The 26764-nt window shown below is 66.0% G+C and carries 29 protein-coding genes; 7 read left to right on the forward strand and 22 right to left on the reverse strand.

Annotated elements, in window-relative coordinates; translation table 11 throughout:
- Positions 1–144 precede the first annotated feature (144 nt).
- Genes U0025_RS14590 through U0025_RS14615 form a run of 6 tightly spaced genes read right to left on the reverse strand, consistent with a single transcriptional unit; the run spans position 145 to position 7607 of the window.
- Complete coding sequence (locus U0025_RS14590) at positions 145–1386, reverse strand: TolC family protein (protein ID WP_004208150.1); 1242 nt, start codon at positions 1384–1386, stop codon at positions 145–147.
- Complete coding sequence (locus tag U0025_RS14595; protein WP_004208151.1) at positions 1383–1682, reverse strand: DUF3240 family protein; 300 nt, start codon at positions 1680–1682, stop codon at positions 1383–1385. The genes U0025_RS14590 and U0025_RS14595 overlap by 4 nt, the downstream gene beginning before the upstream one ends.
- Positions 1679–4750, reverse strand: a complete 3072-nt coding sequence (locus tag U0025_RS14600) for an efflux RND transporter permease subunit (protein WP_004208152.1) — start codon at positions 4748–4750, stop codon at positions 1679–1681. Before U0025_RS14600 ends, U0025_RS14595 begins: the two co-directional genes overlap by 4 nt.
- A gap of 6 nt (positions 4751–4756) precedes the next feature.
- Positions 4757–5857, reverse strand: a complete 1101-nt coding sequence (locus U0025_RS14605) for an efflux RND transporter periplasmic adaptor subunit (protein WP_004208153.1) — start codon at positions 5855–5857, stop codon at positions 4757–4759.
- Between the two features lie 56 nt (positions 5858–5913).
- A complete protein-coding gene (locus tag U0025_RS14610) occupies positions 5914–6933 on the reverse strand; it encodes a sensor histidine kinase (protein ID WP_004208154.1) in 1020 nt (339 codons plus the stop codon).
- Positions 6930–7607: a winged helix-turn-helix domain-containing protein gene (locus tag U0025_RS14615; RefSeq protein ID WP_004208155.1), complete on the reverse strand. Its 678-nt coding sequence runs from the start codon at positions 7605–7607 to the stop codon at positions 6930–6932. Before U0025_RS14615 ends, U0025_RS14610 begins: the two co-directional genes overlap by 4 nt.
- Positions 7608–7752: 145 nt before the next feature.
- Between U0025_RS14615 and U0025_RS14620 the strand changes: the two genes are divergently transcribed.
- Positions 7753–8367: a 5'-methylthioadenosine/S-adenosylhomocysteine nucleosidase gene (locus U0025_RS14620; RefSeq protein WP_004208156.1), complete on the forward strand. Its 615-nt coding sequence runs from the start codon at positions 7753–7755 to the stop codon at positions 8365–8367.
- On the opposite strand, the gene U0025_RS14625 is transcribed toward U0025_RS14620, so the two are convergent.
- The 5 genes from U0025_RS14625 to petA all read right to left on the reverse strand — a co-directional run bounded on the left by U0025_RS14625 (position 8364) and on the right by petA (position 12859).
- Positions 8364–9437, reverse strand: coding sequence for an endonuclease/exonuclease/phosphatase family protein (locus U0025_RS14625; protein WP_004208157.1), 1074 nt, complete (start codon positions 9435–9437; stop codon positions 8364–8366). The two genes, U0025_RS14620 and U0025_RS14625, sit on opposite strands and share 4 nt — an antisense overlap.
- Before the next feature lie 71 nt (positions 9438–9508).
- Positions 9509–10045, reverse strand: coding sequence for an adenine phosphoribosyltransferase (locus U0025_RS14630; RefSeq protein ID WP_004208158.1), 537 nt, complete (start codon positions 10043–10045; stop codon positions 9509–9511).
- An 80-nt stretch (positions 10046–10125) separates the two neighbouring features.
- A complete protein-coding gene (locus tag U0025_RS14635; protein WP_004208159.1) occupies positions 10126–10974 on the reverse strand; it encodes a cytochrome c1 in 849 nt (282 codons plus the stop codon).
- Between the two features lie 14 nt (positions 10975–10988).
- The gene (locus U0025_RS14640; protein ID WP_004208160.1) at positions 10989–12281 is read right to left on the reverse strand and encodes a cytochrome b; all 1293 of its coding nucleotides are present in this window, start codon (positions 12279–12281) and stop codon (positions 10989–10991) included.
- Between the two features lie 11 nt (positions 12282–12292).
- Positions 12293–12859, reverse strand: coding sequence for a ubiquinol-cytochrome c reductase iron-sulfur subunit (gene petA / locus U0025_RS14645; RefSeq protein WP_004208161.1), 567 nt, complete (start codon positions 12857–12859; stop codon positions 12293–12295).
- A 193-nt stretch (positions 12860–13052) separates the two neighbouring features.
- On the opposite strand from petA, the gene U0025_RS14650 reads away from it, so the two are divergent.
- Genes U0025_RS14650 through U0025_RS14660 form a run of 3 tightly spaced genes read left to right on the forward strand, consistent with a single transcriptional unit; the run spans position 13053 to position 14987 of the window.
- Positions 13053–13511 carry a tRNA (cytidine(34)-2'-O)-methyltransferase gene (locus tag U0025_RS14650; RefSeq protein ID WP_004208162.1) on the forward strand — a complete coding sequence of 153 codons (459 nt, stop codon included), beginning with the start codon at positions 13053–13055 and terminating at the stop codon, positions 13509–13511.
- Positions 13508–14383 carry an oxygen-dependent coproporphyrinogen oxidase gene (hemF, locus tag U0025_RS14655; RefSeq protein WP_004208163.1) on the forward strand — a complete coding sequence of 292 codons (876 nt, stop codon included), beginning with the start codon at positions 13508–13510 and terminating at the stop codon, positions 14381–14383. The genes U0025_RS14650 and hemF overlap by 4 nt, the downstream gene beginning before the upstream one ends.
- A gap of 4 nt (positions 14384–14387) precedes the next feature.
- Positions 14388–14987 (forward strand): GNAT family N-acetyltransferase, encoded by a 600-nt coding sequence (locus U0025_RS14660; RefSeq protein WP_004208164.1) that lies wholly within the window; start codon positions 14388–14390, stop codon positions 14985–14987.
- On the opposite strand, the gene U0025_RS14665 is transcribed toward U0025_RS14660, so the two are convergent.
- Complete coding sequence (locus U0025_RS14665) at positions 14969–15763, reverse strand: hypothetical protein (RefSeq protein ID WP_004208165.1); 795 nt, start codon at positions 15761–15763, stop codon at positions 14969–14971. The two genes, U0025_RS14660 and U0025_RS14665, sit on opposite strands and share 19 nt — an antisense overlap.
- Positions 15764–15839: 76 nt before the next feature.
- Here U0025_RS14665 and lipB point away from each other — a divergent pair, with 76 nt between their 5' ends.
- The 3 genes from lipB to U0025_RS14680 all read left to right on the forward strand — a co-directional run bounded on the left by lipB (position 15840) and on the right by U0025_RS14680 (position 17693).
- On the forward strand, positions 15840–16544 hold the full coding sequence (lipB, locus tag U0025_RS14670) for a lipoyl(octanoyl) transferase LipB (protein WP_004208166.1): 705 nt from the start codon (positions 15840–15842) through the stop codon (positions 16542–16544).
- 62 nt (positions 16545–16606) lie between these two features.
- Positions 16607–16894 (forward strand): hypothetical protein, encoded by a 288-nt coding sequence (locus U0025_RS14675; protein ID WP_004208167.1) that lies wholly within the window; start codon positions 16607–16609, stop codon positions 16892–16894.
- A gap of 103 nt (positions 16895–16997) precedes the next feature.
- Entirely contained in the window at positions 16998–17693 is a 696-nt protein-coding gene (locus U0025_RS14680) for a hypothetical protein (protein WP_004208168.1), read from the forward strand.
- Positions 17694–17705: 12 nt separating this feature from the next.
- Here the strand turns inward: U0025_RS14680 and queE are convergent, their stop codons facing one another.
- From queE to flhB, 10 genes are all read right to left on the reverse strand, one after another.
- Positions 17706–18350, reverse strand: coding sequence for a 7-carboxy-7-deazaguanine synthase (gene queE, locus U0025_RS14685; RefSeq protein WP_004208169.1), 645 nt, complete (start codon positions 18348–18350; stop codon positions 17706–17708).
- 3 nt (positions 18351–18353) lie between these two features.
- A complete protein-coding gene (queC, locus tag U0025_RS14690; protein ID WP_004208170.1) occupies positions 18354–19055 on the reverse strand; it encodes a 7-cyano-7-deazaguanine synthase QueC in 702 nt (233 codons plus the stop codon).
- Between the two features lie 47 nt (positions 19056–19102).
- Entirely contained in the window at positions 19103–19510 is a 408-nt protein-coding gene (locus U0025_RS14695) for a DUF3617 domain-containing protein (protein WP_004208171.1), read from the reverse strand.
- A 126-nt stretch (positions 19511–19636) separates the two neighbouring features.
- Positions 19637–20542, reverse strand: coding sequence for an Hsp33 family molecular chaperone HslO (gene hslO / locus U0025_RS14700; protein WP_004208172.1), 906 nt, complete (start codon positions 20540–20542; stop codon positions 19637–19639).
- 123 nt (positions 20543–20665) lie between these two features.
- Positions 20666–21592, reverse strand: coding sequence for an ornithine carbamoyltransferase (gene argF / locus U0025_RS14705; RefSeq protein WP_004208173.1), 927 nt, complete (start codon positions 21590–21592; stop codon positions 20666–20668).
- A 139-nt stretch (positions 21593–21731) separates the two neighbouring features.
- A complete protein-coding gene (locus U0025_RS14710; protein ID WP_004208174.1) occupies positions 21732–22928 on the reverse strand; it encodes an aspartate aminotransferase family protein in 1197 nt (398 codons plus the stop codon).
- Positions 22929–23103: 175 nt separating this feature from the next.
- The gene (locus tag U0025_RS14715; protein ID WP_004208175.1) at positions 23104–23505 is read right to left on the reverse strand and encodes a flagellar export chaperone FliS; all 402 of its coding nucleotides are present in this window, start codon (positions 23503–23505) and stop codon (positions 23104–23106) included.
- Between the two features lie 16 nt (positions 23506–23521).
- Positions 23522–24934: a flagellar filament capping protein FliD gene (gene fliD, locus U0025_RS14720; RefSeq protein WP_004208176.1), complete on the reverse strand. Its 1413-nt coding sequence runs from the start codon at positions 24932–24934 to the stop codon at positions 23522–23524.
- A gap of 101 nt (positions 24935–25035) precedes the next feature.
- Positions 25036–25515 (reverse strand): hypothetical protein, encoded by a 480-nt coding sequence (locus U0025_RS14725; protein WP_004208177.1) that lies wholly within the window; start codon positions 25513–25515, stop codon positions 25036–25038.
- A 110-nt stretch (positions 25516–25625) separates the two neighbouring features.
- Entirely contained in the window at positions 25626–26762 is a 1137-nt protein-coding gene (gene flhB, locus U0025_RS14730) for a flagellar type III secretion system protein FlhB (RefSeq protein WP_004208178.1), read from the reverse strand.
- Positions 26763–26764 lie beyond the last annotated feature (2 nt).

Genomic DNA, 26764 nt, shown 5'->3' on the forward strand with positions numbered 1-26764 from the left:
TGGTTCAATATGAACCCAAGTGACCGTGCAGATCGAGAATCATGGGGTAAAACGCCCTGATTCGCCTGCATTTCGATACAGAAAACCGCAGTTTTGCGTGGATATCTGGTGTTGACATCGCAGGGGTCGCTTGCATGCCCTCCCCTAATCCTCATGCCCTTCCTGCGAGGTCCAGACCTCATGCGCGTCGATCTGGATGCGCAGGATGGCGCGCAGCAGCGTGGCGCGGGCGTCGATTTCCTGGCGGCGCGTCTCGTTCGCCTGGCGGCGGGCGAGCAGCGTATCGGCGAGGTCGATCTGGCCCAGTTCATAGCCTCGCTTCGTCCGGGTCGCGGCGGCGGCGGCGCTGGCGGCGGCGCTTTCCATGCTGCGCCAGACCGCTTCGCGAGCGCGGACATTGCTGAGGTCGGCGGCGGCGGTCGCCTCTATCTCGCGCCGCACGCGGGCGAGTTCCAGTTCCGCCGCACTGGCGTCTGCGGTCGCCTGGTCATGGGCGGCGCGGCGATAGCCACCGCCCAGCGGAATCGAGCCGACCAGACCGACGCCCTTTTCCAGCCCACCCCGTTCACTGAAGACGCGCACGCCGAAGGACGGATCGGCGATGCGATCGGCCCCAGCCCGGCGAGCGACCATGGCCAGCCGCTGCGCCTCCCGCTCCGACGCGCGAATTTCATGGCTGCGCTCGATCACCAGATTGCGCAGATCCTCCAGCGCCGTGGCGGGCATGGCCGGATCGGCGAGCAAGGGTGCCTCTTCGGGCAGAGCGAGGCCGGGGAAGCCGGCGGCGAGCTTCACCCGCGCCTCATCCCGCGCCGCGCGGGAGGTCGCGGCCTGCGCCTGCGCCTGGGCCAGTGCGGCTTCAGCCTGATCCACGTCCAACAGCGACGCGTCACGCAACTGGGCGCGGCGGCGCACGGCCGCCATATCCTGCGTCAGGCTGGCAGCGGAATCGAGGTCGGTGCGATGCTGGGCACTGGCGACCAGCCAGTCATGCCAGAGATCGGAAAAGGCGAGCGCGGTCTGATGCCGCACATCCTCCATGAGATTATGGGCGACTTCGACGCCCAGTTCGCCAGCCTTGCGATCCAGCGACGCCTTGCCGGGCAGGCGGAACGGGCGGGTGAGGTTGACGTCATATTCGCCATAATCGCCCTCCCCCTCGGCCGAGCGGCGGGAGACCGTGCCCTGAAAGGTAAATTCATGGTTGCCCCGGCGGAGCATGGCGGCGCCAGCCTCGGCCGAACGCACGCGCGCCTGTGCCGCGGTCACGGCGGGATGGCTATCAAGCGCTTCGACCACCAAGGGTTCAGGCGGCAGGTCGCTGCGCTGGGCTAAAGCCGGCGTGGTGATGAGGGCCGTGGCGGTCAGGAGAAATGCGCGGATCATGCGATGCGCCCCCGTGCCGCGACCGGGCAGGCATGCCAGCGAACCGGATGACCCCGCCGCGCATCGGTGACGGCGGCGACGAGCGCGTCGATATCGTCCGCCGGCACGATCAGGTCGATCGCCGCCCGGCGCAGCGTGCCGCGCACCTGCTCGCCCGCGCCGGCATCGCCGAAATCGCGGCCCAGCACCTGCTCGTCGCGCAGATGGAGCGGTGCCGGGGTGCGACCGCGCAGGGCATCGGCCACGCCGTCGCGGTCGATCGCGGCGCAATAGAAGGTCAGCAACATGTCGGTCATGATCGGGCTTCCGTGGCGCCTTCACCGAAGCGCTCGAACAGGATGGGCAGGAGGATGAGGGTGAGCAGGGTCGAACTGATCAGCCCGCCGATCACCACGATGGCGAGCGGCTTCTGGATTTCCGACCCCGGTCCGGTCGCGAACATCAGCGGGACAAGGCCGAAGGCGGTGATGCTGGCGGTCATCAGCACCGGGCGCAGCCGCCGTTCCGCGCCCAGTCGCACGGCCTGGGCCATGCTCTGCCCTTCCTCGCGCAGCTGGCGGAAATAGGCGACGAGGACGAGGCCGTTCAGCACCGCGATGCCCAGCAGCGCGATGAAGCCGACCGAGGCGGGCACGGAGAGATATTGGCCAGAGCCCCAGAGCGAGATGATGCCGCCGACCATGGCGAAGGGGATGTTGGCGAGGATCAGCAGCGACGCGCGCATCGATCGCAGGGTCATGAGCAGCACCAGCAGGATCAGCAGCAGCGCGGCCGGGATGACCAGCATCAGCCGGGCGGAGGCGCGCTGCTGATTTTCGAACTGGCCGCCCCAGACCATGCGATAGCCGGCCGGCATCTTGATTTCGCGATCGACGGTGGCGCGCGCCTCGTCGACATAGCCGACCAGATCGCGGCCGGAGACGAACGCCTGGACCAGCGCATAGCGCGAGCCATTTTCATGGTCGAGCTTGACCGGCCCCTCGGTGCGCTCGACCCGCGCCATGTCGCTGACCCGCGCGACGGTGCCGTCCGGCGTGCGCAGCGGCAGGTCGGCAAAGCGGGTCGCGTCGCTGCGGATTGTCTCGTCGCCCTTGACCAGGATCGGCACGCGCTTCTGCCCGTCGGCGACGACACCGGCATGCACGCCCTCGATCTGGGCACGCAGCGTGTCCTGCATCTGGTCGATCGGCATGCCGAAACGGCCAGCGGCGGCGCGATCGATATCGAGCTGGAGATAGTCGACATGGTCGTTGGCGACCGTCATCACCTCCGAAGCACCGCGCGTCTTCGACAATATCTTCTGCACCTGTCCAGCAAGGTCCGACAGGGTGGCGAGGTCCGGGCCGAAAATCTTGACGGCAAGGTCACCGCGCGATCCGGTCAGCATTTCCGAGACGCGCATCTCGATCGGCTGGGTGAAGGTCGGCTCGATGCCCGGCAGCCGGTCGAGCGACTTGCGGATTTCATCGACGATGAATGCCTTGTCGCCGCGCCACTCCTTCTGCGGTTTGAGCACCACGAAACTGTCGGTCTCGTTCGGGCTCATCGGGTCGAGGCCGATCTCGTCGGTGCCGACGCGGGCGATGATCTGCGCGATTTCGGGCACGTCCTTCATCAGCGACTGCTGCACCGCCGTGTCGCCCAGCACAGACTGGTCGAGATTGATGGTCGGCAGCTTGGCGGTCTGGACGATCACCGAGCCTTCATCCATCGACGGCATGAAGGTCTTGCCGACCGCGCCATAGGCCAGGCCCGCCAGCACCAGGCCGAGCGCGGCCAGGCCATAGACCAGCCGTTTGCGGCCAAAGGCGCCGTCGAGCAGCGCCCGATAGCGCGGTGTCAGCTTGCGCATGATCCAGGGTTCGCCATGATGGCCGGCCTTGAGGCCGAGCGAAGCCAGCACCGGGACCAGGGTGAGCGCGATCAGCAGCGATCCCGCCAGCGCGAAGATGATGGTGAGCGCGACCGGGGCAAACAGCTTGCCCTCCAGCCCTTCGAGCGAGAGCAGAGGCAGGAAGACGAGCGCGATGATGACGATGCCGGCCGACACCGGCACCACGACTTCGCCGGTGGCGCGGTAGACATGGTGCAACCGGGGCGGGCCGTCATCCTTCGCATGATTGAGCCGCTCGACGATGTTCTCGACCACCACGACCGCGCCGTCGACCAGCATGCCGATGGCGATGGCTAGGCCGCCCAGGCTCATGAGGTTGGCCGACAGGCCCATGCCGCGCATCATGAGGAAGGTGACGAGCGCCGACATCGGCAGGGTGGCGGCCACGATCGCCGCCGCGCGCCAGTCGCCCAGGAACAGGATCAGCAGGATGATGACCAATATGGTCGCCTCGATCAGCGCCTTTTCGACCGTGCCGACGGCGCGGCCGATCAGGTCGGAGCGATCATAGAAGACGGCGATCGTCGTGCCCTGTGGCAGGGTCTTTTCCAGTTCGGCGACGCGCGCCTTGACGCCATCGACCACGGCGCGGGCATCGGCACCGCGCAGCGCGATCACCAGCCCCTGCACCGCCTCACCCTTGCCGTTGGCGGTGACCGCGCCATAGCGGGTCAGGCTGCCGGTGCCGACGGTCGCGACATCGCCCATGCGGACGATGCGGCCATTGCGGGTGGCGATCACCATCGACTGGAGGTCCGCTTCCGACCGGATCGCACCGACGGCCCGGACGATCAGCGATTCCTCGCCCTGGGACAGGCGACCGGCGCCGTCATTGCGGTTGCCGCGTTCGATCGCTTCCTGAAGATCGGCGATGCCGAGGCCCGCGCTGGCGAGCGCGATCGGATCGGGGCGCACTTCGAAGGTGCGGACATAACCGCCCAGCGCATTGACGTCGGCAACGCCGGGCACGGTGCGCAGCGCCGGCCGGATCGTCCAGTCGAGCAGGGTGCGCTTTTCCTCCAGGCTCAAAGGCCCTTCGATCGTGAACATGAAGATGTCGGACAACGGCGTCGAGATCGGCGCCATGCCGCCCGATACCGCCGGCGGCAGATCGCCCATCACGCCCGACAGACGTTCGGCGACTTGGCTGCGCGCCCAGTAGATGTCGGTGCCGTCTACGAAATCGATAGTGATGTCGGCAATCGCATATTTGGCCGAGGAGCGCAGGATCGCCTGCCCCGGAATGCCCAGCATCTCCATCTCGATCGGGGTGATGACGCGGCTTTCCACCTCTTCCGGCGTCATGCCGGGCGCCTTGAGGATCACCTTCACCTGGGTCTGGGCGATGTTGGGATAGGCATCGACCGGCAGGTTGACGAAGGCCCAGGCACCCAGCCCGGCGGTCAGCAGGGCGAGCGCGATGACGATCAGGCGATAGGAGAGCGCCCAAGCGGCCAGCGATTTGAGCATCCGGCCTTACTCGCCCATCGCCAGCGGCTTGAGCGCGCTGGTGCCGGCGACAACGACCTGCTCGCCCGGCTTCACGCCGGAGAGGATCAGGACATGATCGCCATCCTTGCCGCCGGCCTTGACCGGGCGCGCGACGACGCCGGCGCGGGTGCGCACGAACAGCACGTCGCCGCCGGGCAGCGTCGTGACGGCGGCGGCGGGCACCATCGCGGCACCGGTCGGTGCCGGGCCGAAGATCGACAGGCTGGTGGCGCGGCCGGCCATGGCACCGGGGCCAGCCGGCAGCCTGGCCTTCAATGTCACCGATCGGGTGGCGGGATCGATGGTCGATCCGACGGTGGTCACTGTGCCGCGCAGATCATCGCCCAGCGCCACGGTCATACCGGGCTTCACCTGCCCCGCCAGCCGCTCGGGCAATTGCGCCTGCGCCTCATATTGGCCGGCCGCATCGATCATATAGGGTGCGGTGGTGCCATCGACGACGCTGCCGGCATGGATCGCGGCGCTGGTCACGCGGCCGGCGATCGGCGCGGTCAGCATGTAGGTGCCGCTGGCGCCCGATCCGTTCACCATCGTCAGGATGCGGCTCTTTTCCGACACATCGGCGCGGGCCTCGCCCAGCACGGCGCGGGCCTCGTCCGCGCGGGCGCCGGCGATGATGCCTTCGCGTTCCAGTTGCGACAGGCGGCTGGCGCTCGATTGCGCCACGCCCAGCCGTGCGCTCGCGCGATTGAGGTCCGCGCCCATGGACAGGACATCGCGACTGGAGACGATCGCCAGCGGCTGGCCGCGCCGCACTTCCTCGCCCTCGACCACCAGGATGCGGGTAACGACGCCGGGGAAGGTGGCGGCGACCGCGACACGGGCGTTGGGCGGGGGCGCGATAAGCGCGGGCACGACCGCGATCGGCGCTTCGGTAGCAGCGACGGCCGCGCCGAATTTCAGACCCAGCCGGGCGATATTGTCCGCCGTCAGCGGGATCGATCCGTCCGCTGGCCGCGCCGCAGCGCTGTCATTGGCGGGCGCGGCCTGCTCCCCCGAACAGGCGGCAAGCGTCAGGAGGGCGAGAGCGCCGGGCAGGCGCACGAATCGGAATAGCGGGACCATGGCCCCAGCCCTATGGGATCAAACTGACGAGACCCTGACGAGGGGTTTTCGGACGATCAACGCAGTGGCGCGAAATCCAGCACCAGTTCCTGTGCATCGGCCGTGCTGGAAAGGGTGCCGCCATGCGCGGCCATGATGCGGGCGACGATCGCCAGCCCCAGCCCGGCGCCTTCGCTGCTGGCATGATCCGCGCGGCGATGGCGCTGGACCAGTTCGGCCAGCCGCTCGGGCGTCAGCCCAGCGCCGCCATCCTTCACCCGCAGCCGGGGACCAGGACCGGCGATCACGGTGACGGCGCCACCGGGCGGCGTCACCCGCAGCGCATTTTCGACAAGGTTGCGCAGCGCCGCCGCGACCGTCTCACGCTGTCCCATGATCGGCGCGACATCGCCGACGCGGGTCAGCGACAGGCTCTTGTCGGCCGCGATCGCGCCGGGCGCCATCAGGCTGACAATGTCGGCGCCGACATCCTCCAGCCGGACGCTGTCGCGGATCGACTGGGCCACGCTCTGCGCCTCGACCCGCGCGAGCAGCATCAACTGGTCGATCAGGCGGCGCATCGCGATCACCTCGGCCCGCAGGCGCGGCGCGTCGGGATGCTCGAGTCCGTCCAGTTCCAGCGCCAGCACGGCGAGCGGCGTGCGCAGTTCATGCGCGACATCGGCGGCGAACGCCTCATGGTCGCGCGCCGCCTGATCGAGCTGGCCGAGCAGGCGATTGACGGCCTGGGCGAAGGGCACGGCCTCGGTCGGGAAGGCGGCATGATCGATCAGCACGCCGCGCTGATGGCGTTCGGCCACCTGCAACTGCGCGACCGCCTCTCCCAATGGCGCAAGCGCCTGGCGGATCACGATCAGGCTGGCCATGCCCATTGGGATGATCAGCACCAGGATCGGCAGGATCACATGCTCAAACAATTCGCGGAAGGCATGGCGGGCGGCCGCCGGGTCGCCCAGCGCGGTGAAGCTTTGCCGATGTTCGTTTATGATGAAGACCAGCAGCAGCGTGGTGCCGATGAAGCCCACGATTGAGAGGCCGATGAAGAGGCGGCGGGCGATCGAGCGACGCTGGCTCATGCCGCCGGCTCCCGCAGCATATAGCCGACGCCACGCACGGTATGGAGCATGCCGCGCGCGCCAGCCTCCTCCAGCTTGCGGCGCAGGCGCGACACCGTGGCTTCGACCGCATTGGGGGTGACCGGCTCGGCAAAGGAATAGAGCGCGCTTTCGATGCTTTCGCGCCGGACCACGGCACCGGCCTGGCGCAGCAGCAGTTCCAGCAGGTCAGTCTCGCGGCGCGACAGGTCGATCGCCTGCCCCGCGCAGAGCGTCATGCGGCGCGCCGAATCGACCAGCAGCGGACCGAAGCGCAATTCGGTCTGGGCGCGCGGCCCCGGACGGCGCATCAGCGCGCGGATGCGGGCGGCAATCTCGTCCACATCGGCGGGTTTCACGACATAATCATCGGCGCCGGCATCGAGGCCCGTGACGCGGTCCTCCAGCGCGTCACGCGCCGTCAGGACCAGGGCAGGCTGCATATGCCCCTGCCGCCTGATGTCGCGCAGCCAGGCAATGCCGTCGCCATCGGGCAGGCCGCGATCGACGATCAACACATCATGGACCTGCGCGGCGATCGCCTCGCTCGCCATGGCCAGGCTGGCGGCATGGTCGCAACTGAAGCCGCGCCGACCAAGCCCCGCAACGAGGAGGTCGGCGAGACGACCATTATCTTCCACCAGCAAGAGACGCATGCGCAGCTACATCCATGGCCGGGCGGTCACGATCAACTCCTTTGTGATTTCGCGCCAAGACCCCCGGCGACCAGGCAAGCGAACAGCCCCTTATCTTTTCGATCTTTCCGGCTATGACGCGCGGCAGCGAGACGGAGACCAGCAGATGACAGCGGCATGTGTGGTGATGGGCGGACGGCGGGTGCTGTTCGTGATGGCGATCGACGCCGAATATGGCCCGCATCTGCAAGCCCGGATCACCCCGCTGATGACCGGCGTCGGCCCGGTCGAGGCTGCACTGGCCATGGCCGTGACGCTCGACCGGATGGCACAGGCGGGCACCCTGCCCGATCTGGTCGTGTCGCTGGGTTCCGCTGGATCTCGCGTCGGCATGCTGGGGGAGGTCTATCAGGTCGCCAGCGTCTCCTGGCGCGACATGGATGCCTCTCGTCTGGGCTTCACCAAGGGGGTGACGCCGCTGATCGACCATCCGGTCGACATTCCGCTGGTCACGCCGCTCGAAATCCGCGCCCTGCGCCTGTCGACCGGCGCCAATGTCGTGGGCGGCGAGGAATATGCCGCGATCGACGCCGACATGGTCGACATGGAAACTTTTGCGATCGCCCGCGCCTGCCAGCGTTTCGGCGTGCCGCTGATGGGGTTGCGCGGCATTTCCGATGGGCCGGGCGAGCTGAACGACATGCTCGGCTGGACGCAGCTGCTCTCGCTGATCGACGAGAAGCTGGCGGTGGCCGTCGATGCCCTGGGCGAGGCGCTTTAACAGCCGCCCGGCTGGGGCACGGCGTCGCGCGGCCAGGACAGTTCATAGGTAACGAGGAAGCCGTCATGGTCGGACAGTTCCGGCCCGCTCGGCCCGCCATCGAACATCGCCTCCACCCGGATCGGGCGAACCGAGACCCGATCGCCCGGCCAGAAGAATTGCAGATCCTGCGTATCCATCCACGGCTCGTCGCCATCCCAGGACATGTGGACATCGCAGCCTGACGCGGCATCGGCGCAGACGCGATGGACCAGGTTGAGCGCCTGATAGCGAGAGAAATTCTCCCAGCGCGGTTCGGAATGGCGCATGTTGAAATCGCCGCCGAAGATCAGCGGATAGGCGTCGTCATGGCTGGCATCGATGAAGGCCGAGGCTTCGAGCGCCTGCCGCTCATGGGCGGCGAGGTTGCGCGGTCCGGGTGCGCGGGAAGCCCCGCGCGAGTTCATGTGGGTGTCATAGATGTCGATCGGCGTCGGCACGCCGGGCATGGCGATGCGCGCCAGCACGATCCCCTTGTTCGACAGGCAATCCAGGCCCGCACAGGATTTGCGGCCATAGGCGCGCCGCTGCGTCAGGAGAATCGGATAGCGCGAGGCGACCGCCAGGCCGCTGCCGGAAAAATGAATGCCGATCTCGCCCCGGTCGATATGCGACTTGCCCGGCAGCTTGTCCTTGGTCGACCCACGCGCGCGAGTCGTACGATGCGGGCCGGCGGCGATCGCCGGATAGCCGGTATCGGCCACCGCCTGCTTCGCCGATCCGCTGAACATTTCCTGGAACAGCACCACGTCGGGCGCCGTCCCCGCCGCGCGCATGGCGGCCAGCCTCTCCGCTATCTGGTCAAGTGACGGCCCACGCCCGCTGCGGGCCGGCCAGCCCAGCCCCTCGATATTATAGGTCAGCACCGACAGGGTGGTGGTGATCCGATCCGCATCCGGGGCGGCGAGCGCAGGCGCGACTGCCGCGCCACAGGACAATTCGCGATAGGGCGCCGGCGTCGCACAGGCCGATAGCAGCAGCGGCACCACACAGGCGCCGAACCGGCGGAGGAAGCGGGATGTAGCGGCCATATGCTCCTCGTCATCGGATCGGCGCATCATGACGCGAAAGGGCGCCGGCGACAACCGGCGCCTGGACCGGATCAGTCGCCCTCGAACAACAGGATCGCGCGCGAGGGGACACCGTCCTGCTCCAGCGCGGCAAGCCCGCCCAGATCCGGCAGGTCGATCGCGAACAGCGCCATCAGCACCTGCGCGCCCTGCTCGCGCAGCAACCGCGCCGCCGCCTGCGCCGTCCCGCCGGTGGCGATCAGGTCGTCGACCAGCAGCACGCGCGCGCCCTGCGGCACCTGTCCTTCATGCAGTTCCAGCCGGTCGGTGCCATATTCCAGCACATAGTCGATGCCGACGGTCTTGCCCGGCAGCTTGCCCTTCTTGCGGACCGGCACGAAACCCTTGCCCAGCTTCAGCGCCAGCGCCGCGCCCAGGATGAAGCCGCGCGCCTCCACGCCGACGATCAGGTCGGGGTCGAGCGGTCCTGCCACCTTCGCCATCTGGTCGATCAGTTCGGCCAGACCCGGCCCATCGGCCAGCAGGGTCGTGATGTCGCGGAACTGGATGCCCGGCTTGGGGAAGTCGGGGATGGTGCGGACCAGCGCGGTCAGACTGTCGATGCTCATGGTTGAAGCCCCATAAGGAAAGGGCGCGCTCCCGACAAGGAAGCGCGCCCTTTCTTTCATGCCATCAGGCGAAGGTGCGGTCAGGCCGCCTTCTTCTTGTCCGCCCAGATATTCTGATAGGCCATATAGGCAAGGCCCGTGGCGATCAGCAGGAAGAGGATCGTCGCCACGCCCGCGCGGCGGCGATTTTCCAGCTTCGGCTCGGCCGTCCAGGTAAGGAAGGCGGCCACGTCCTGCGACATCTGGTCGATGGTCGGCTTGGTGCCGTCGCCATAGGTCACCTGGCCATCGGCCGACAGCGGCGGCGCCATGGCAAGGTTCAGGTTGGCGAAATAGGGATTGAAGTGCAGCCCTTCCGGCGTCTTGGCATCCGGGAAATGTTTGAGCAGTTCGGCCGGCTGTTCCTGGAAACCCGTCAGCAGCGAATAGACATAGGCCGAGCCATGATGGCGCGCCTTGGTCATCAGCGAGAGATCCGGCGGGATCGCATTATTGTTCGCCGCCGCCGCCGCGACATTGTTCGCGAAGGGGGACGGGAAATAATCGGCCGGGATGCCATCGCGGGTCGAGGCCTCACCCGTCGCCGGATCGACGCTGGGGGTCTTGATCGCCCAGTTCTTGGCGATCGCCTTGATCTCCGCCTCGTTATAGCCAATGCCGGCCAGGTCGCGGAACGCGACAAACTTCAGGCTGTGGCAGGCCGAGCAGACCTCCTTGAACACCTGGAAGCCGCGCTGGAGCTGTTGGTTGTCATAGCGGCCCAGCGGCCTGTCGAACGAGAAGGAGACATGCTTGGGGGCCAGGTGGAACTCATGCTCCACCGTCTTGGCCGGGGGCTCCACCACATAGGAATAGGCACCTACGAGGAAGGACCATAATAGCCAGCCAGCGAAGAAGAGGCCGACAAGGAATGCACCTTTGCGTACCATGTTCGTCCTCCCCCTTATTCGGCCGGGACTGCGGCGGGTTCGCCGTCAGCCTTGGCATATTTGGCCAGCACCGCCTCGGTGATCGAATTGGGCAGCGGCAGCGGCTTTTCGAAGCGCGCGATCATCGGCAGGATGATCAGGAAATGCGCGAAATAATAGGCCGCGGCGACCTGGCTGATCATCACATAGGGCTCTTCCGCCGGCGCACCACCGCAATAGCCCAGGATCAGCACGTCGATGACCAGGATCCAGAAATATTTCTTGAACACCGGGCGATAGCTGCCCGAGCGCACCGGCGAGGTGTCGAGCCAGGGCAGGAAGAAGAGCAGCAGGATCGATGCAAACATCGCCAGCACGCCCAGCAGCTTGGCCGGCACGAAGAAGAAGTCGACGGTGAAGGCGCGCAGGATCGCGTAGAAGGGCCAGAAATACCATTCGGGCACGATATGCGCCGGGGTCGAAAGCGGGTTCGCCTCGATATAATTGTCCGGGTGACCCAGATAATTGGGCGCAAAGAACAGCAGGATCGCGAACAGGATCAGGAAGACGCCCGCCCCGAAACCGTCCTTCGCGGTATAATAGGGATGGAAGGGCACGGTATCCTGCGGCCCCTTAACCTCGACACCGGTCGGGTTGGAGGAACCGGGGATATGCAGCGCCCAGATATGCAGGATCACCACCGCTGCGATCACGAAGGGCAGCAGGAAGTGGAGCGAGAAGAAGCGGTTCAGCGAGGCATTGCCGGGGGCAAAGCCGCCCAGCAGCCAGGTCTGGATCGGCTCGCCCACCACCGGGATCGCGCCGAACAGGCCGGTGATCACCTTGGCGCCCCAATAGCTCATCTGCCCCCAGGGCAGGACATAGCCCATGAAGGCGGTCGCCATCATCAGCAGGAAGATGACGAGGCCGAGCAGCCACACCATCTCGCGCGGCGCCTTGTAGCTACCGAAATAGAGGCCGCGGAAAATGTGCAGATAGACGACGATGAAGAAGAAGCTGGCGCCGTTGGCATGGGCATAGCGCATCAGCCAGCCCGCATTCACGTCGCGCATCGTCTGTTCGACGGTGCCGAAGGCGACCAGCGTGTTGGCGCCATAATGCATCGCCATGACCACGCCGGTGACGATCTGGATCAGCAGCGCGAGGCCGGCGAGGACACCGAAATTCCAGAAATAATTGAGGTTGCGCGGCACCGGATAGCCGGCACCGACGGCATTGTAGACGAGGCGCGGCAGCGGCAGCTTCTCGTCGACCCACTGCATCAGCGGATGCTTGGGGGTATAATGTTCAGCCCATGGAAAGCTCATGACGGTCCCCCTCAACCCACAAGAATGGCAGTGTCGGAAGTGAAGCTATACTTCGGCACTTCCAGATTCTTGGGGGCAGGCCCCTTACGGATGCGGGCGGCCGTGTCATAGGACGAGCCGTGGCAGGGGCAGAAATAACCGCCGAATTCGCCGCGATTTTCGCCCTCGCCCGCGCCCAGCGGCACGCAACCCAGATGGGTGCAGACGCCCATGGTGATCAGCCACTGCTTCTTGCCGTCGACCGTTCGCTCCGCCAGCGTCTGCGGATCGCGCAGCGTGGACGGGTCGACCTTGTCGGCCTCGGCAATTTCCTTGTCGGTGAGCTGGCGAACGAACAGCGGCTGCGACCGGAAGGTCGTCTTGATCGCCTGGCCCGGCTGGATCGCGGAAAGATCGACCTCGGTCGATGCGAGCGCCAATACATCGGCGCTGGGGTTCATCTGATCGATGAGCGGGAGAATGACGCCGACGGCGCCCACCCCTGCAAAGCTCACCGCAGCGATATTGATGAAATCGCGGCGACGCACTCCGTCTTCGCCGGATAGACCCTGCCCGTCAACTTGTTCTGAGTTCGCCATGCACCTCTACCCTTGCAAGACTTCCCTATTCACGCCGGAATGCCTTGAGTGATCCTGATTATCAAGGGAGTTAGGGTATACCCCGCCTCCCCCCGGCGTGGGTCAAAGGTCTGATAACCGGACTGTCAGGGCTTTGCCAACCGCAAAGTCATCCAGACTATGACAAATCGCCGCGCTGCATTATGCGACAGCCATGCGTATCGCTCTCTACCAGCCCGAAATCGCCGGCAATGTCGGCGCCATCCTGCGCCTCGCCGCCTGTTTTGCCGTGCCCGTCGACATCATCATGCCGACCGGATTCGCCTTTTCCGATGCCCGGCTGAAGCGCGCGGCAATGGATTATGGCGCAGCGGCCGAAGTCGTGCGCCACGCCAATTTCGAGGCGTTCGACGCGGAAAGACGGGCCGCCGGCCGCCGCCTGCTGCTGATGAGCAGCCACGCGTCGGAACGACTGCCCGATGTGACATTTCGCAGTGACGATGTCTTGCTGATGGGATCGGAAAGCGCGGGCGTGCCCGATCATGTCCGCGATCTGGCCGATATTCGCGTGCGCATTCCGATGGCGCCGGGCTTCCGCTCGCTCAACATCGCCGTTTCCACCGGCATCGCCGTTGCCGAGGCCCTTCGCCAGACCGGGAGCTTCCCTGCATGACGCCTGACATCCGCTTTCCCCTGAACCCGCAGCAGCAGGCAGCACGTGCCTGGTTCGAATCGCTGCGCGACCGGATCTGCGCGGAGTTCGAGGCGATCGAGCGCGAAGCCGGCAGCGACGCCAGCTTCGCCTATACCCCCTGGGATCGCGAGGCCGAAGGCGTAGCGCCGGGCGAAGGCGGTGGCGGCGTGCGCGGGGTGATGAAGGGCAGGGTCTTCGAAAAGGTGGGCGTCAATATCTCCACCGTGACCGGCGATCTTGCCCCCGGCTTTGCCCAGACCATCCATGGCGCGGCCGACAATCCGGCCTTTTTCGCCACCGGCATCAGCCTGGTCGCGCATATGGCGAACCCGCATGTGCCGGCCGTCCACATGAACACCCGCTTCCTCAACACGACCAAGAACTGGTTCGGCGGCGGCGCCGACCTCAATCCGCCGCTGCCGCGCGACGAGGATACGGCGGATTTCCACGCGGTGTTGCAGGCCGCCTGCGACGCCCATGATCCGACCTATTATCCGCGCTTCAAGGCCTGGGCCGACGACTATTTCTTCATTCCCCATCGCGGCGTGCATCGGGGCGTCGGCGGCATCTTCTACGATCATCTCGAATGCGCGGACGATGCGGCGTTCGACGCCAATTTCGCCTTCACCCGCGATGTCGGCGACGCGTTCCTGGCCGCCTTCCCGCCGATCGTGCGGCGGCGGATGAACGAGGCGTGGAGCGAGGAAGAGTATCGCACCATGCTGGAATGGCGCGGCCGCTATGCCGAATTCAACCTGGTCCATGATCGCGGCACGCTGTTCGGGCTCAAGACCGGCGGCAATATCGACGCGATCCTGATGAGCCTGCCGCCGATGGCGAGCTGGAGCTGATCCGATGGCACTGATCCCGGTCGATCCGCGCGAGATCGCGACCATCGTCACCCATCTGGAAATGCGCGAGCGACCGAAACCCGCGCCGATCCCGCCCGCGCCGCTGCGGCTGGTGCCGTGGAAGACGCCGGACCTTGGTGCCTATCGCGCCCTGTTCCGCCGCGTGGGCGAACCGTGGCTGTGGTTCTCGCGGCTGGTGATGCCGGACGATCAGCTCGCGGCCATCCTGCATGATCCCCTGGTCGAGGTCTATGCCGTCACCGACCCGCGCGGGGTCGAGGTCGGCCTGCTGGAACTGGATTTCCGCAGCCCGTCACAATGCGAGCTGGCCTTTTTCGGGCTGGTACCCTCACTCAACGGCAAGGGACTGGGCAAATGGCTGATGGCGCAGGCCAAGTCGCTCGCCTGGCGCAAGGGGGTGGAGCGCTTCTGGGTCCATACCTGCACGCTCGACAGCCCGGCGGCGCTCGGCTTCTACATCAAGTCGGGCTTCTCCCCCTATGGCCGGGAGATCGAGACTTTCGCCGATCCGCGCCTGCTGGGCCTGCTGCCGCCCGAAGCGGCGCCGCAGATCCCGATGTTCGGTCAGCCAGCCGACGCCTGACGATAGATGCGAGCCAGCATCACCAGCATATAGACCTGGATCACGGTCGATACCGCCGCCGAGGCGACGCCGCCCACCAGCCGGGCGGCCTCCGGCCCGGCGGCAAGGCCGGCGAGCGCACCGAAGATCGTCTGCGCCGCCATGCTGGCAATGCCCGACAGCAGGGTGATCAGGATGATGAAGCCCAGCAGCCGCCAGAAACAGCCGCGCGTCAGCGCCCAGGCATGGCGCAGCGAGGGCACCACCCCCTGATTGCCGTCGATCACCGCCGGATTGAGCAGCATCAGCCGGACGCTGGCGAAGATGGTGGCGCCGCCGACAAAGGCGCCGAGGATGGCGCCGATGCTGGTGCCCACGGACTCCGAGACCAGGCTGGCCAGGACGGCGACCAGAATCGCGGCCAGCATCAGCCCGCCAATCAGGAACATGGCGAGCAAGGCGGTGCCCAGCAGCACCGGCAACCGCGCGAAGCCCAGGCGCAACGCCTCCCCCACGCTGATGCCCGGCCGCAGCGCCAGCGCAAACAGCGTCAGCGATCCGAACCAGATGATGACGACACCCAGCAGCATCGCCAGCGCAAAGCCGGGCGGTATGTCAGGCAGGCCGGTGCGCTGGGGATTGGCCATCCATTCGGCCAGTTGCGGCGGCGTCATTTCCTGCAGGATCAGCCCCGGCAGGGCCAGGAACAGCAGCGCGACGGGAAAGAGCAGCGACGCTTCGCGGGCAACGAAGGCAACCGCCTCCTCCCACGCCTTGCCGATCGAGACTGCCGCCATATCTAATGCCTACCCCTGTCCTGCGAAATGCGGCCCGAGACTTGATCGCTCGCCCCGCTCAAGTCAAGGAAGCGACATGACCGATCCCCTGCCCTTTCCTGACGTCGAGTGGCGCAGCGATGCCACCCCCGTCGACTATCCGACCGCCCTTGCCGATATGGAGGCGCGCGCCGCCGCCATTTATGAGGGCGAGGCGCGCGAGCGCGTCTGGCTGCTGGAGCATCCGCCGCTCTACACCGCCGGCACCAGCGCCGATCCGGCCGAACTGATCGATCCGCGCTTTCCTGTCCATGATGCCGGGCGCGGTGGCCGCTACACCTATCATGGGCCGGGCCAGCGCATCGGCTATCTCAACATCGACCTGCGCGAGCGCGGCAAGGATGTGCGCAATTTCGTCCATCATCTCGAAGGCTGGATGATCGACGCGCTCGCCGACCTGGGCATTGCCGCCCGCCGCGCCGAAGGCCGCATCGGCATCTGGACCGACGACAGGCAGGGGCGCGAGGCAAAGATCGGTGCGCTGGGCATTCGCGTCCGCCGCTGGGTGACGCTGCACGGCTTTTCGATCAACGTCGATCCCGACCTGTCCCATTTTGGCGGCATCGTGCCGTGCGGGATCAGCGAGTTTCCGGTGACCAGCATCGCCGCACTGGGCGGCGATGCCTCGATGGAAGCCCTTGATGCCGCGCTCAAGGCGCATTTCCCCGTCTTTCTCGGCCGGCTGCGGCGCTGCGGATCGGGCGACGGCACGGGACTTGAGCAATGCGGGACCGCCCGCTAGGGTCCGCCACTTCGCCAGGTGGGGGGCCGCCGGGCATGTTGAGCCATGTTATGGAGACCCGGATGCGCCTTGACGCAAGGATGATGACTGCCGCCCTGCTGATCGGCTGCATGCCGCTGGCAGGCTGCGGCGGTGGCGGCGAAAAGAGCGGCAACACGGTGCAGATGAAGGATATGGAAGTGGTCGATGGCACAGCCACCGACGCCATGACCGATCTGGACGGCGTACAGAGCGAAGGCACCAGCCTGGCCCTGCCGGAAAACCGTACCGAACCCAAGGCCGCTGCCCCGGCCAAGGCGGACAATACGGCCGCACCCGCCAATGATGAGGAAGTCGTGTCGGATCAGTGAGGCTTTTGCCGTTCACTTCCGATACAGCCGCGCTATAGTCGATGCCGTTATGGGGGAATTGGGCGTTCGCGCCGTCAAGACCCCGGCTGAGAGGGTTTATTCAATGACGTTCCGTTTTCGCTCGCGCCAGGCCTTTGCTGCCCTGACGATCGCCGCCGCGTCGCTCGCCGCCGCGCAGCCGGCCGCCGCGCAATTTTTCTGGTCGCCGCCCGACATGTCGGCCCCTGCCCTGACCGACGAAGCCGCCGCCACCGCGCTGGGCCTGCCCGGCGCCACCGCGGACGAGATCAAGGCCGGCCTCACCTGGAACCTGCGCGCCGCGATCAACGTCGCCGCGCTGCAGTGCCAGTTCGAACCGACCCTGCTGTCGGTCAGCAACTACAACGCCATGATCGCCCATCATGACGCCGAACTTGACGCAGCGCAGGCGACGCTGCTCAGCTATTTCCAGCGCACCAAGGGCAAGGGCAAGCCCGGCCAGTCGGCGTCCGACATGTATAATACCCGCATCTATTCGGGCTATTCGACGGTCCAGGCGCAGCGCGGATTCTGCCAGGCGGCAGCGGCGGTCGGTCGCCAGGCGATCTTCGCCGATCGCGGCCAGCTCAACGTCGTCGCCCGCCAGGGCCTGGCCTCGATCAAGAAGTCGCTCGTCCATGCCGGCGAGCAATATTATGGCGATCCGGGCTGGAACTATCAGCTCGCTTTGCCTTCGCTCGACGCCAAATGCTGGAAGAAGGGCGTGTTGCTGCCCGAATGCCACCAGCAGTGGAACCAGAAGGCGGGCGTCCAGCCCTGATCTGACGGAGACTTAACGCAGGCCCAGATATTTATGGGCCTGCACCGTCAGCCGCCAGCGCGGCCGGGCCATCACCAGATCGATGGCCGCGCGGGCATTGTCCACGGCATGGGCATCATCGAGCGGCTGGACCAGCAGATGGTCGAAGCCCCAGCCCTCCATCGCCTCGACATCGGCCAGGCTGTGGCCGCCATCGGGCTGCGGCCAGACCAGCTTCAGCTCATTGCCCTTCACCTGGACCACGTCGCTGCCCGCCTTGGGGCTGATGCAGACCCAATCGATGCCCGGATGCGCCGGCAAGGTGCCGTTGCTTTCGATCGCGATGGTGAAACCACGGCCGTGGAGCGCATCGATCAGCGCATCGTCGACCTGCAACATCGGCTCACCACCGGTCAGGACGATATAGGGGCCTTCCCCCTCGCCCCAGAAGGCGAATGCCGCATCGGCCAGCGCGTCGGCGGTCGCGAACTTGCCGCCGCCATCACCGTCGGTGCCGACGAAATCGGTGTCGCAGAAGCGGCAGACGGCATCGCGCCGGTCCTGCTCGCGCCCGCTCCACAGGTTGCAGCCGGCAAAGCGCAGGAACACCGCACGCCGCCCCGCCTGCACGCCTTCGCCCTGCAGGGTCAGGAACATTTCCTTGACCGCATAGGTCATGTGTCAGGCCTTTCCGGGACGCGTCGCATAGACGGTGGGATCGGGCAGGCCCGCTTCCTCGAAGCCCTTGGAGCGCAGGCGGCAACTGTCGCACAGGCCGCAATGCTTGTTGTCGGGCGTCGGATCATAGCAGGACCAGCTGAGCCCGGCATCCAGGCCCAGGCGATGCGCCTCGCGCACGATGTCCGCCTTGGTCATGAACTGCAGCGGCGTATTGATGCGGATCGGATGGCCCTCGACCCCCGCCTTGGTCGCCAGCGTCGCCATTTTCTGGAACGCGTCGATAAATTCGGGACGGCAGTCGGGATAGCCCGAATAATCGAGCGCATTGACGCCGATATAGATGTCGCTGGCCGACGCGACTTCGGCCAGGCCCAGCGTCAGCGACAGGAAGATGGTGTTGCGCGCCGGCACATAGGTGACCGGGATTTCGTCGCCCACGCCGCCCTTGGGCACTTCGATGTCGGCGGTCAGCGCCGACCCGCCAAAGGCAGTGAGGTCGAGCGGCAGCACGATATGCGACATGGCATTGAGCGCCGTCGCCACCTTGGCCGCGGCGCGCAGTTCGACGCGATGGCGCTGATTATAATCGATCGTCAGCGCCAGGACGCGATAGCCCGCTTCGCGCGCAAGCCCGCCCGCGACCATTGAATCCAGCCCGCCCGAAAGCAGGACGACGGCGAATTTTCCATTCTGTGCGACCATGATGCTGCGCTAGACCTCGTTATGTTGCAGTGCAAGGGGGCCGCCGGTCAGCGGCATGCCCCGACATGGCGCCCTTCGACCATGTTGGAAAAGGGCGCGCCGTCGCTGATCCCCTGCGATCGTATCTGGATGAGGCGCGGCGTTTCGACGCGCAGGTCGGTGCGCGCATTGCCGGCCGCCCCGCAATCGAAGGTCACGGTGGCGGCAGCAGGCGCGTCGCTGACCACGAACGGCTTGCAGCCGGGGCCAGCATTGGCCGGCTCCAGCAACTGATGCGGCATCGTCACGCACAGGCGGCGGGGCGGCGCGGACGGATCGTCGCGCAGGCGCAATTCCCATTCGCCCGTTTCCAGCTTGGCGAGCGCAGCCAGTTGCGGCGCGTTCGCCGCCCCGGCCCAGCTTGCCATCATCATTGCCGCCGCGGCGCCCAGCGCCTGCAGCCCCAGCCCTGCCATCTTGCGTCCAGACCTTGTCATCGGCGCCGGGGAGCGGCGCCATGCTTCATCCTGTTGTGCCGCGCAATTGCGGCAATTTGATAGCGCGGGGCGAACGGCCGTGCCGCAATTGCCCCGCGCCGGCTTTCAATGGGTCACGAAACTGTCCAGCGCGAGCGGGAACAGCCGCGAGCAGAAGGCGCAATCGACGCCGATAATGCCCTTCTCGTCCGCCATCGCCACCCGTTCGTCCGCCGGGAAGCGGCCGATCACATCGCGAATATGGGCAAGGTCACAGCGACAGCCCTTGGCGAGCGCCGTGGTCTCGGTGACGCGCACTTCCTCTTCTTCATGGAACAGGCGCCAGGCGATGTCGGTCAGCGGCAGGTCGAGATCGGTCAGTTCCTCGTCGCGCAGCGTACCGGCCAGCGCCTGCACATGCTCCCATTCGGGATGGTCATGGCGCACATGCAGGCGCTCGCGTCCCACTTCGCCCTCGGGCAGATGCTGAAGCAGCAGGCCCGCCGCGACGCAGCCTTCGCCCGGCTCATGCCGGGTCGCGATCTGGACGATGCTGGGGATCTGTTCGGACTGGAAGAAATAATGCTCCGCCGCTTCGGCCAGCGACGATCCGTCCAGCGGCACGATGCCCTGATAGCGCTCGCCGGTCGCCGCCTGGTCGAAGGTGATCGCCAGATAGCCCTTGCCGAACAGGCCGAACAGGGTCGGATCGCTGCCGATTTCCGCCAGCCGCTCGGCATCGAACTTGGCATAGCCGCGCAGCTCGCCGCCCTTGTAGTCGGCCACCAGCAGGCTGACGACGCCATTTTCTGTCTGCGCCTGCAGGGTCAGCTGGCCGCCGGCATCCTTGAGCAGGCTACCGAGCAGCGCGCCCAGCACCAGCGAGGACGCCAGCACCCGCTCGATCGCCGGGGGATAGGCATGGGCAGACAGCACCTGGTCCAGCACCGGCCCCAGCCGCACGAAACGGCCACGCACATGGCGCGAGGGGATGGTGAAGCCAAGGGCCTGATCGACATTGCTACTGGTCACGATATTTCCTTCCGATCCACCCGCCCCGAAAGCCGCGAGGGCCCGTCCTCCGCTTCCCAGCGCAGGACAGGCCCCGTCATCTTTCAGGGCGAACGGAAAATTTCGCCCGAATATAGGGTGAGCTTACAGCTTTCCAAGCGCCCAGAGCAGAACCGACTTCTGGGCATGGATGCGGTTCTCCGCCTCGTCCCAGATCAACGACTGCGGACCGTCGATCACCGCCTCGACCACTTCCTCGCCGCGATGGGCGGGCAGGCAGTGGAGGAATTTGGCGTCCGCCTTGGCGCCCGCCATCAGTTCCGGCGTCACCTGATAGGGCATCATCGCCGCCAGCTTCGCCTCGGCATGGGCCTGGCCCATGGAGATCCAGGTGTCGGTGACGACAACGTCGGCGCCGGTCACAGCCTGCGCCGCATCGCGGGTCAGGGTGATGGTCGAACCCGCTGCCTGCGCCGCCGCGGCAAAGGACGGATCGGGATCATAGCCCTCGGGGATGCCCATGCGCACGTCGAACTTCATCAGGCCGGCGGCCTCGACGATCGAGTGGAGGACGTTGTTGCCATCGCCCAGCCACGCCCACTGGCTGCCCGGCAGCGCCAGCCCATGCTCGACCACGGTCAGCAGGTCGGCGACGATCTGGCACGGATGCGACAGGTCGGTCAGGCCGTTGATGACCGGGACGCTGGCATATTCGGCCATTTCCTCGATCTTGGCATGATCGTCGGTGCGGATCATGATCGCATCGGCCATGCGGCTGAGCACGCGGGCCGTGTCGGCGACGGTCTCGCCGCGTCCCAACTGGCTGGTCGCGCCGTCCAGGATCAGCGAATTGCCGCCCAGCTGGCGGATCGCCATGTCGAAGCTGACGCGGGTGCGCGTGCTGTTCTTTTCAAAGATCATCGCCAGCGTGTGACCGGCGAGCGGCGCATCGGCGTCGACCCAGCCCTTGGGCTTGCCCGCGCGCGCCGCCTTGCGGTCGATGGCGTCGGCGATCATCGCGGCGATCGCGTCGCCGCCCGCATCGGTGAGATTCAGGAAATTCTTGGTCATTGGAAGTTTTCCCCGCTTCCAACCACCGTTCGTCCTGAGTAGCCATTGAGCGAAGTCGAAATGGCGTATCGAAGGATGCTTCGATACGGGGCTTCGACTTCGCTCAGCCCCTACTCAGCACGAACGGGGCAATATATGGTCAGGCCGCCTTGGCGTCCGCGAAGCTCCGCGCGCCGGCGGAAATCTTCTCGATGCACTCGGCGATATGGCTTTCGTCGATGACGAGCGGCGGCAGGATGCGCAGCACATTCTGGCCCGCCGATACCGACAGGAAACCATGATGGTCGCGCAGATGGCCGACAAAGGCACGCGCGTCATAAGCGTCCTTCATCTTGACGCCCAGCATCAGCCCCATGCCGCGCACATCCTCGAACATGTCGTCATGGTTCGGGATCATCTGCTCCAGCGCGGAACGCAGACGCGCCCCCATCGCCGTCACCTGCTCCAGGAAGCCGTCCGCCAGCACCTCTTCCAGCACCGCGATGCCCACCGCCATGGCGAGCGGGTTGCCGCCATAGGTGGAGCCATGGGTGCCGAACACCATGCCCTTGGCCGCTTCCTCGGTGGCGAGACAGGCGCCGAGCGGGAAGCCCGCGCCGATGCCCTTGGCCACCGCCATGATATCGGGCTTCACGCCATATTGCTCATGGGCGAAGAAGGTGCCGGTGCGGGCATAGCCGCACTGCACTTCGTCCAGGATCAGCAGCAGGCCATGCTCGTCGCACGCCTTGCGCAGGCCGGTCAGGAATGCCTGGGTTGCCGGGGTCACGCCACCTTCACCCTGCACCGGTTCCAGCAGGAAACCGGCGGTATTGTCATCGATCGCGGCCAGCGCCGCGTCGAGATCGTTGAAGGGCACGACCTGGAAACCGGGCAGCAGCGGCTCGAACCCGTCGCGCATCTTGGGCTGGCTGGTCGCCGAAATGGTGCCCAGCGTGCGGCCGTGAAAGGCGTTGTCGAAGCTGATGATCTTGTGCCGGTGCGCTTGCCCATTGGCATAATGATAGCGGCGCGCGGTCTTGATCGCGCACTCGACCGCCTCGGCACCCGAATTGGTGAAGAAGACGGTGTCCGCGAAACTGTTATCGACCAGCTTCTGCGCGAACGCTTCACCCAGCGGCGAGCCATAGAGGTTCGACGTGTGCATCAGCGTCGCGGCCTGATCGGCGATGGCCTGCACAAGCTTGGGATGGCCATGGCCCAGCAGATTGACGGCGATGCCGCTGGCGAAGTCGAGATAGCGCTCGCCGCGCTCCCCGATCAGGTAGCAGCCCTCGCCTCGGACCGGACGCACATCGCACCGGGGGTAAACGGGCATGAGCGGCGTAATCGACATGTGCCTTCCCTTTCTGGGTTGATGCTGCGCGTCCGTGCGCATTGGATATAACGCAAAAAGGCGGCCCCCGCCGGGCCGCCCTTGTGCGAGTGCCGCCTATACAGGCCACCGGAAGGGGGTGCAACCCCGCAACCGGGCCAGTCGGCAGCCTATGGACTGATCGTCCCGTGAGCGATCAGGGCTGGCCGATCTGGCTCCAGGCATCGGCAATCTCGCCGACCATGGCGCGGGCCTGCTCGACGGGCGCGGCGTCATGCTCCTTGGCGCTGACCAGCAGCAGCCGGCGGGCCTCGCGATAGATGCGCGCCAGGCCGGTGGCGATGTCGCCGCCCTTGTCGAAGTCCAGGCTGGCTTCCAGCGCGAACAGGATCGACATGGCGCGCGCCTGCTTGTCGGACACCTTCAGCCGGTCGCCATTGCGTTCGGCCAGCGCCGTGGCATCGAGCGCGATCAGAAGTTCGTCGAACAGGATCTTGACCAGCGCGTGGGGCGTGGCGCCCTCGATCCGGCTGCCCGAATGCACCGCCGCATAGCGTCGTGCCGCTGCCGTACCCGCAAAGCTGTGATTATAGAACATGTTTCAAAGTCCCCGATTAACTGTCGCTCTTGTTCCAGGCATCGATCTGCTGCTGGAGATAGCTTTGGGTTGCATTGAGCGCAGACAGCTTGGTCTGCATTGCCGAATAGATGGAAGTCAGGCGCGTCTCATAGTCGGCCATGTCCTCGTCCAGCTTTTCGAGCTGTTCGGTCAGGCTGTCGGCCAGCTTCTCATAACGGTCCTGCGCCGCCTTGATCGGGCCGTTGTCCAGCTCGATATTGTCGCGCACGCTGTCCATCAGGCCCGACAGGCCCAGATTGTCGGCGGTCGACTTGGCGGGATTGAGCATCTTGGTGATGCCCGCCGGATCGGCGGCCAGCGCCTTGTCCAGCGTGTCGGTGTTGAGCGTCAGCGTGCCGTCGCGGTTGGTCGCGATGCCGATATCGGCCAGCGTCTTGTAGCTGCCGGTCGAGGCCAGCTGGGTCGATGTGATCTTCGACAGCTGCGACTTCATGTCGCGCACCGCCGACACACCGTTGAGGACGCCCGCGGTCGATGAATCCGTCCCGGTCGAGGTCGACGTGTTCAGCGCCTTCATCAGCGTATTATAGGCGTCGACAAATTCCTGCAGCAGATCCTTCATCGTCGCGGTCGGCTGGGTCATGGTCAGGTTGACCGTGCTGTTGACGTCCGCCGCGGTCAGTTCGATCCGCAGATAGGGGATCGCATCGTCGATGGTGTTGCTGGCATATTCATAATCGGTGCCGTCGAGCGTGATCTTCGCATTGGCCGGGTCCGACGTCGAGGTCATCGCGCTGCTGTTGAGGCCGGCAAGGACGCTGGTCGAACTGCTGGCCGAGCTGGTGATGGTGAAATCATTGGCCGCGCCGGTTTCGCCCTTGAACACCAGCCGCGTGCCCTGCGCATCGGTGACGACGCTCGCGGTCACGCCGATGTCGGCCGCGTTGATCGCCGAAGCCAGGCCGGAAAAACTGTTATTGCTCGAATCGACGGTGATCGTCGCGGTCTTGCCACCCGCCGTCGTGATGGTGAGCGATCCGGTACCGACCGCCGTGCTGCTGGTGGCGCCGCTGGTCGAGGTCGAAGCGAAGATGCGGGCGGTCGCCAGCGACTTCACCACCAGCTGTGCCGGCATGCCGGTCGGCGTGCCGCCACTCAGCAGACTGACCGACGCGATGTTGGTGTTGGTCGAATTGGGCGTGCCGGTATATTCGGCACCCGACAGGACGCTGGTGAGCGCATCGGCGAAGGTGTCGAGCGAGCTGATGGCCGACGCCAGCGCCGAGATGCGGGCATTGTTGGTCGTCTGCTGGGTGGTGATCGCGGACTGGCGCGGGTCGCGGGTCGCGCTGACCAGGCTGGTGACGAGCGCGCTCGTGTCGATGCCCGAATTGGCACCCAGCGCCGACAGGATGCTGCTCCCTACCGATGTCGTCGTCGTTGCCATGGGCCGTCCTTTCAAATGAGAGAACGGCCGTAGCGCGAAGATGTTTAGGAATGATTTTCAAGCTGATGGCAAAGCCCGCAAAAAAGCGGGCATGGCCGCGATCAGATCGCCGATGCGGACAGGATCTGGTCTACGGTCCCGCGCGCGACATGCGCCTGGGCGGCATAGGCATAGCTGGCCTGCTGGGCGATCCGCTTGGCCAGATCGGCGGCCTGCTCCACCGCCTCGCGCGTGGCGGGCGGCAGCGGAATGTAGATGAAGGGCTGCGGCATCATCGCCTGGACCGCAGCCGATGCACCATCGACCGACACATCCCCCTGCCCGGCGCGCATATCGGCCAGGATGTCCGCGATCCGGGCATGGATGCGCGCATATTCGGCTGCGCCGGCGGCATCCTCGTCGACCGCAACGACATCGACCGCAAAACTCTCCTGCCTGCGCGCATCGCTGGCAGACATATTGCCCTGCTCGGTTGCCGATTCCGTCGCTGAAACCGGCTGAACGGCCGCAGCCGGCACCGGCGCGCGAACGACGCTCCGATCCACTGGCGAAATCTCGCTACGCGAAAGATACTCGTTCATGACGCACCATCCTAATGCGTCCCCGTAAACAGAATACGGACAAGCGTGGCTAAACTTTAATTCACCATCGCCCTAATTCTTCGATCAACTGCCAAGTATCAGCAAATTCTCTACAATTTCTTTCCATCCGGATCGAAACGCAGATCTTCTGGCACGGTAATGAACGGACGGTCCATTTCCGTCGCCATCTTGTTCTCGACCCGGAAGACGAAGGCCAGCACCGTCGCCACCGCCATGTAGAGGCCTTCATTGACGATCTCGCCAGCGCGCGAGGTGAAGTAGATGGCGCGCGCCAGCTCGGGATATTGCAGCACCGACACGCCATGATCCTCGGCCAGTTCGCGGATCGAGGCCGCGATCGCGTCACAGCCGCGCGCGACCACCACCGGTGCGGCATCCACGCCGGGCCGATAGCGCAGCGCCACCGCGAAATGGGTCGGGTTGGTGATGATGACGCTGGCCTCTGCCACCGCCTGCCGGGTCGATCCGTTCAGCACCTCGAACTGGCGCCGGCGGATCTGGCCCTTGAGTTCGGGCGAGCCTTCGCTTTCCTTATGCTCGTCCTTGATGTCCTGCTTGCTCATGCCCAGCCGCTTGGCGCGCTGGGAAATCTGCATCGGCACGTCGATGCCGGCGATCACGAACAGCCCGCCCGCCATCACCAGGCAGACCAGGATGAACATGTTGCCAAGGTCGCTGATCGCATTGCCGACCCCCGCCTTGCCCAGGCCGATGATCGCGGTCAGCCGGTCCCAGATCATCCAGAAGCCGACCGCACCCAGCAGCCCCACCTTGGCGATCGACTTGACCAGTTCGATCAGCCCCTGCGCGCCGAACATGCGCTTGAGGCCCGAAGCCGGGTTCATCTTCGACGCCTTGGGCGCGAAGGCACCGGGACGAAAGCCCAGCGATCCGAGCAGCGCCGGCGCCGCAATCGCGGCAAAGAAGGTCGCGAGCAATACGCCGCCCACCGGCAGCGCGATGTCCGCCAGCAGGCCGGTGCCACGCGTCACCGGCGAGAAGTTCACGATATCCTCGCGCCCGAAGCGCAGCGCGCGGGTCAGCATGCCCGACAACGCGTCGATCAGGCCCGGCCCGGCAACCGCCAGCCAGCCGATGCCGGCCATCACCACCAGGGCCGTCCCCAGTTCGCGGGACTGGAGGATGTCGCCTTCCTTGGCGGCATCCTGCAATTTCTTCTGTGTCGGTTTTTCGGTCTTTTCGCCGCCCTCGGATCCGCCCGCCATGG

Source organism: Sphingobium yanoikuyae, from assembly GCF_034424525.1.
Classification (GTDB): Bacteria; Pseudomonadota; Alphaproteobacteria; order Sphingomonadales; family Sphingomonadaceae; genus Sphingobium; species Sphingobium yanoikuyae.

Excerpts from the sequence above, each read along its gene's own strand:
- U0025_RS14635 (WP_004208159.1), bottom strand. The coding sequence starts at position 10,974 with ATGGTACGCAAAGGTGCATTCCTTGTCGGCCTCTTCTTCGCTGGCTGG.
- U0025_RS14620 (WP_004208156.1), top strand. The coding sequence starts at position 7,753 with ATGACAGCGGCATGTGTGGTGATGGGCGGACGGCGGGTGCTGTTCGTG.
- fliD (WP_004208176.1), bottom strand. The coding sequence starts at position 24,934 with ATGGCAACGACGACGACATCGGTAGGGAGCAGCATCCTGTCGGCGCTG.
- U0025_RS14605 (WP_004208153.1), bottom strand. The coding sequence starts at position 5,857 with ATGGTCCCGCTATTCCGATTCGTGCGCCTGCCCGGCGCTCTCGCCCTC.
- petA (WP_004208161.1), bottom strand. The coding sequence starts at position 12,859 with ATGGCGAACTCAGAACAAGTTGACGGGCAGGGTCTATCCGGCGAAGAC.
- U0025_RS14660 (WP_004208164.1), top strand. The coding sequence starts at position 14,388 with ATGGCACTGATCCCGGTCGATCCGCGCGAGATCGCGACCATCGTCACC.
- U0025_RS14630 (WP_004208158.1), bottom strand. The coding sequence starts at position 10,045 with ATGAGCATCGACAGTCTGACCGCGCTGGTCCGCACCATCCCCGACTTC.
- U0025_RS14595 (WP_004208151.1), bottom strand. The coding sequence starts at position 1,682 with ATGACCGACATGTTGCTGACCTTCTATTGCGCCGCGATCGACCGCGAC.
- U0025_RS14625 (WP_004208157.1), bottom strand. The coding sequence starts at position 9,437 with ATGGCCGCTACATCCCGCTTCCTCCGCCGGTTCGGCGCCTGTGTGGTG.
- hemF (WP_004208163.1), top strand. The coding sequence starts at position 13,508 with ATGACGCCTGACATCCGCTTTCCCCTGAACCCGCAGCAGCAGGCAGCA.
- U0025_RS14675 (WP_004208167.1), top strand. The coding sequence starts at position 16,607 with ATGCGCCTTGACGCAAGGATGATGACTGCCGCCCTGCTGATCGGCTGC.
- U0025_RS14715 (WP_004208175.1), bottom strand. The coding sequence starts at position 23,505 with ATGTTCTATAATCACAGCTTTGCGGGTACGGCAGCGGCACGACGCTAT.
- flhB (WP_004208178.1), bottom strand. The coding sequence starts at position 26,762 with ATGGCGGGCGGATCCGAGGGCGGCGAAAAGACCGAAAAACCGACACAG.
- U0025_RS14725 (WP_004208177.1), bottom strand. The coding sequence starts at position 25,515 with ATGAACGAGTATCTTTCGCGTAGCGAGATTTCGCCAGTGGATCGGAGC.
- U0025_RS14640 (WP_004208160.1), bottom strand. The coding sequence starts at position 12,281 with ATGAGCTTTCCATGGGCTGAACATTATACCCCCAAGCATCCGCTGATG.
- U0025_RS14665 (WP_004208165.1), bottom strand. The coding sequence starts at position 15,763 with ATGGCGGCAGTCTCGATCGGCAAGGCGTGGGAGGAGGCGGTTGCCTTC.
- U0025_RS14610 (WP_004208154.1), bottom strand. The coding sequence starts at position 6,933 with ATGAGCCAGCGTCGCTCGATCGCCCGCCGCCTCTTCATCGGCCTCTCA.
- U0025_RS14615 (WP_004208155.1), bottom strand. The coding sequence starts at position 7,607 with ATGCGTCTCTTGCTGGTGGAAGATAATGGTCGTCTCGCCGACCTCCTC.
- queC (WP_004208170.1), bottom strand. The coding sequence starts at position 19,055 with ATGGTCGCACAGAATGGAAAATTCGCCGTCGTCCTGCTTTCGGGCGGG.
- U0025_RS14710 (WP_004208174.1), bottom strand. The coding sequence starts at position 22,928 with ATGTCGATTACGCCGCTCATGCCCGTTTACCCCCGGTGCGATGTGCGT.
- argF (WP_004208173.1), bottom strand. The coding sequence starts at position 21,592 with ATGACCAAGAATTTCCTGAATCTCACCGATGCGGGCGGCGACGCGATC.
- U0025_RS14695 (WP_004208171.1), bottom strand. The coding sequence starts at position 19,510 with ATGGCAGGGCTGGGGCTGCAGGCGCTGGGCGCCGCGGCGGCAATGATG.
- U0025_RS14600 (WP_004208152.1), bottom strand. The coding sequence starts at position 4,750 with ATGCTCAAATCGCTGGCCGCTTGGGCGCTCTCCTATCGCCTGATCGTC.
- queE (WP_004208169.1), bottom strand. The coding sequence starts at position 18,350 with ATGACCTATGCGGTCAAGGAAATGTTCCTGACCCTGCAGGGCGAAGGC.
- U0025_RS14650 (WP_004208162.1), top strand. The coding sequence starts at position 13,053 with ATGCGTATCGCTCTCTACCAGCCCGAAATCGCCGGCAATGTCGGCGCC.
- U0025_RS14590 (WP_004208150.1), bottom strand. The coding sequence starts at position 1,386 with ATGATCCGCGCATTTCTCCTGACCGCCACGGCCCTCATCACCACGCCG.
- lipB (WP_004208166.1), top strand. The coding sequence starts at position 15,840 with ATGACCGATCCCCTGCCCTTTCCTGACGTCGAGTGGCGCAGCGATGCC.
- U0025_RS14680 (WP_004208168.1), top strand. The coding sequence starts at position 16,998 with ATGACGTTCCGTTTTCGCTCGCGCCAGGCCTTTGCTGCCCTGACGATC.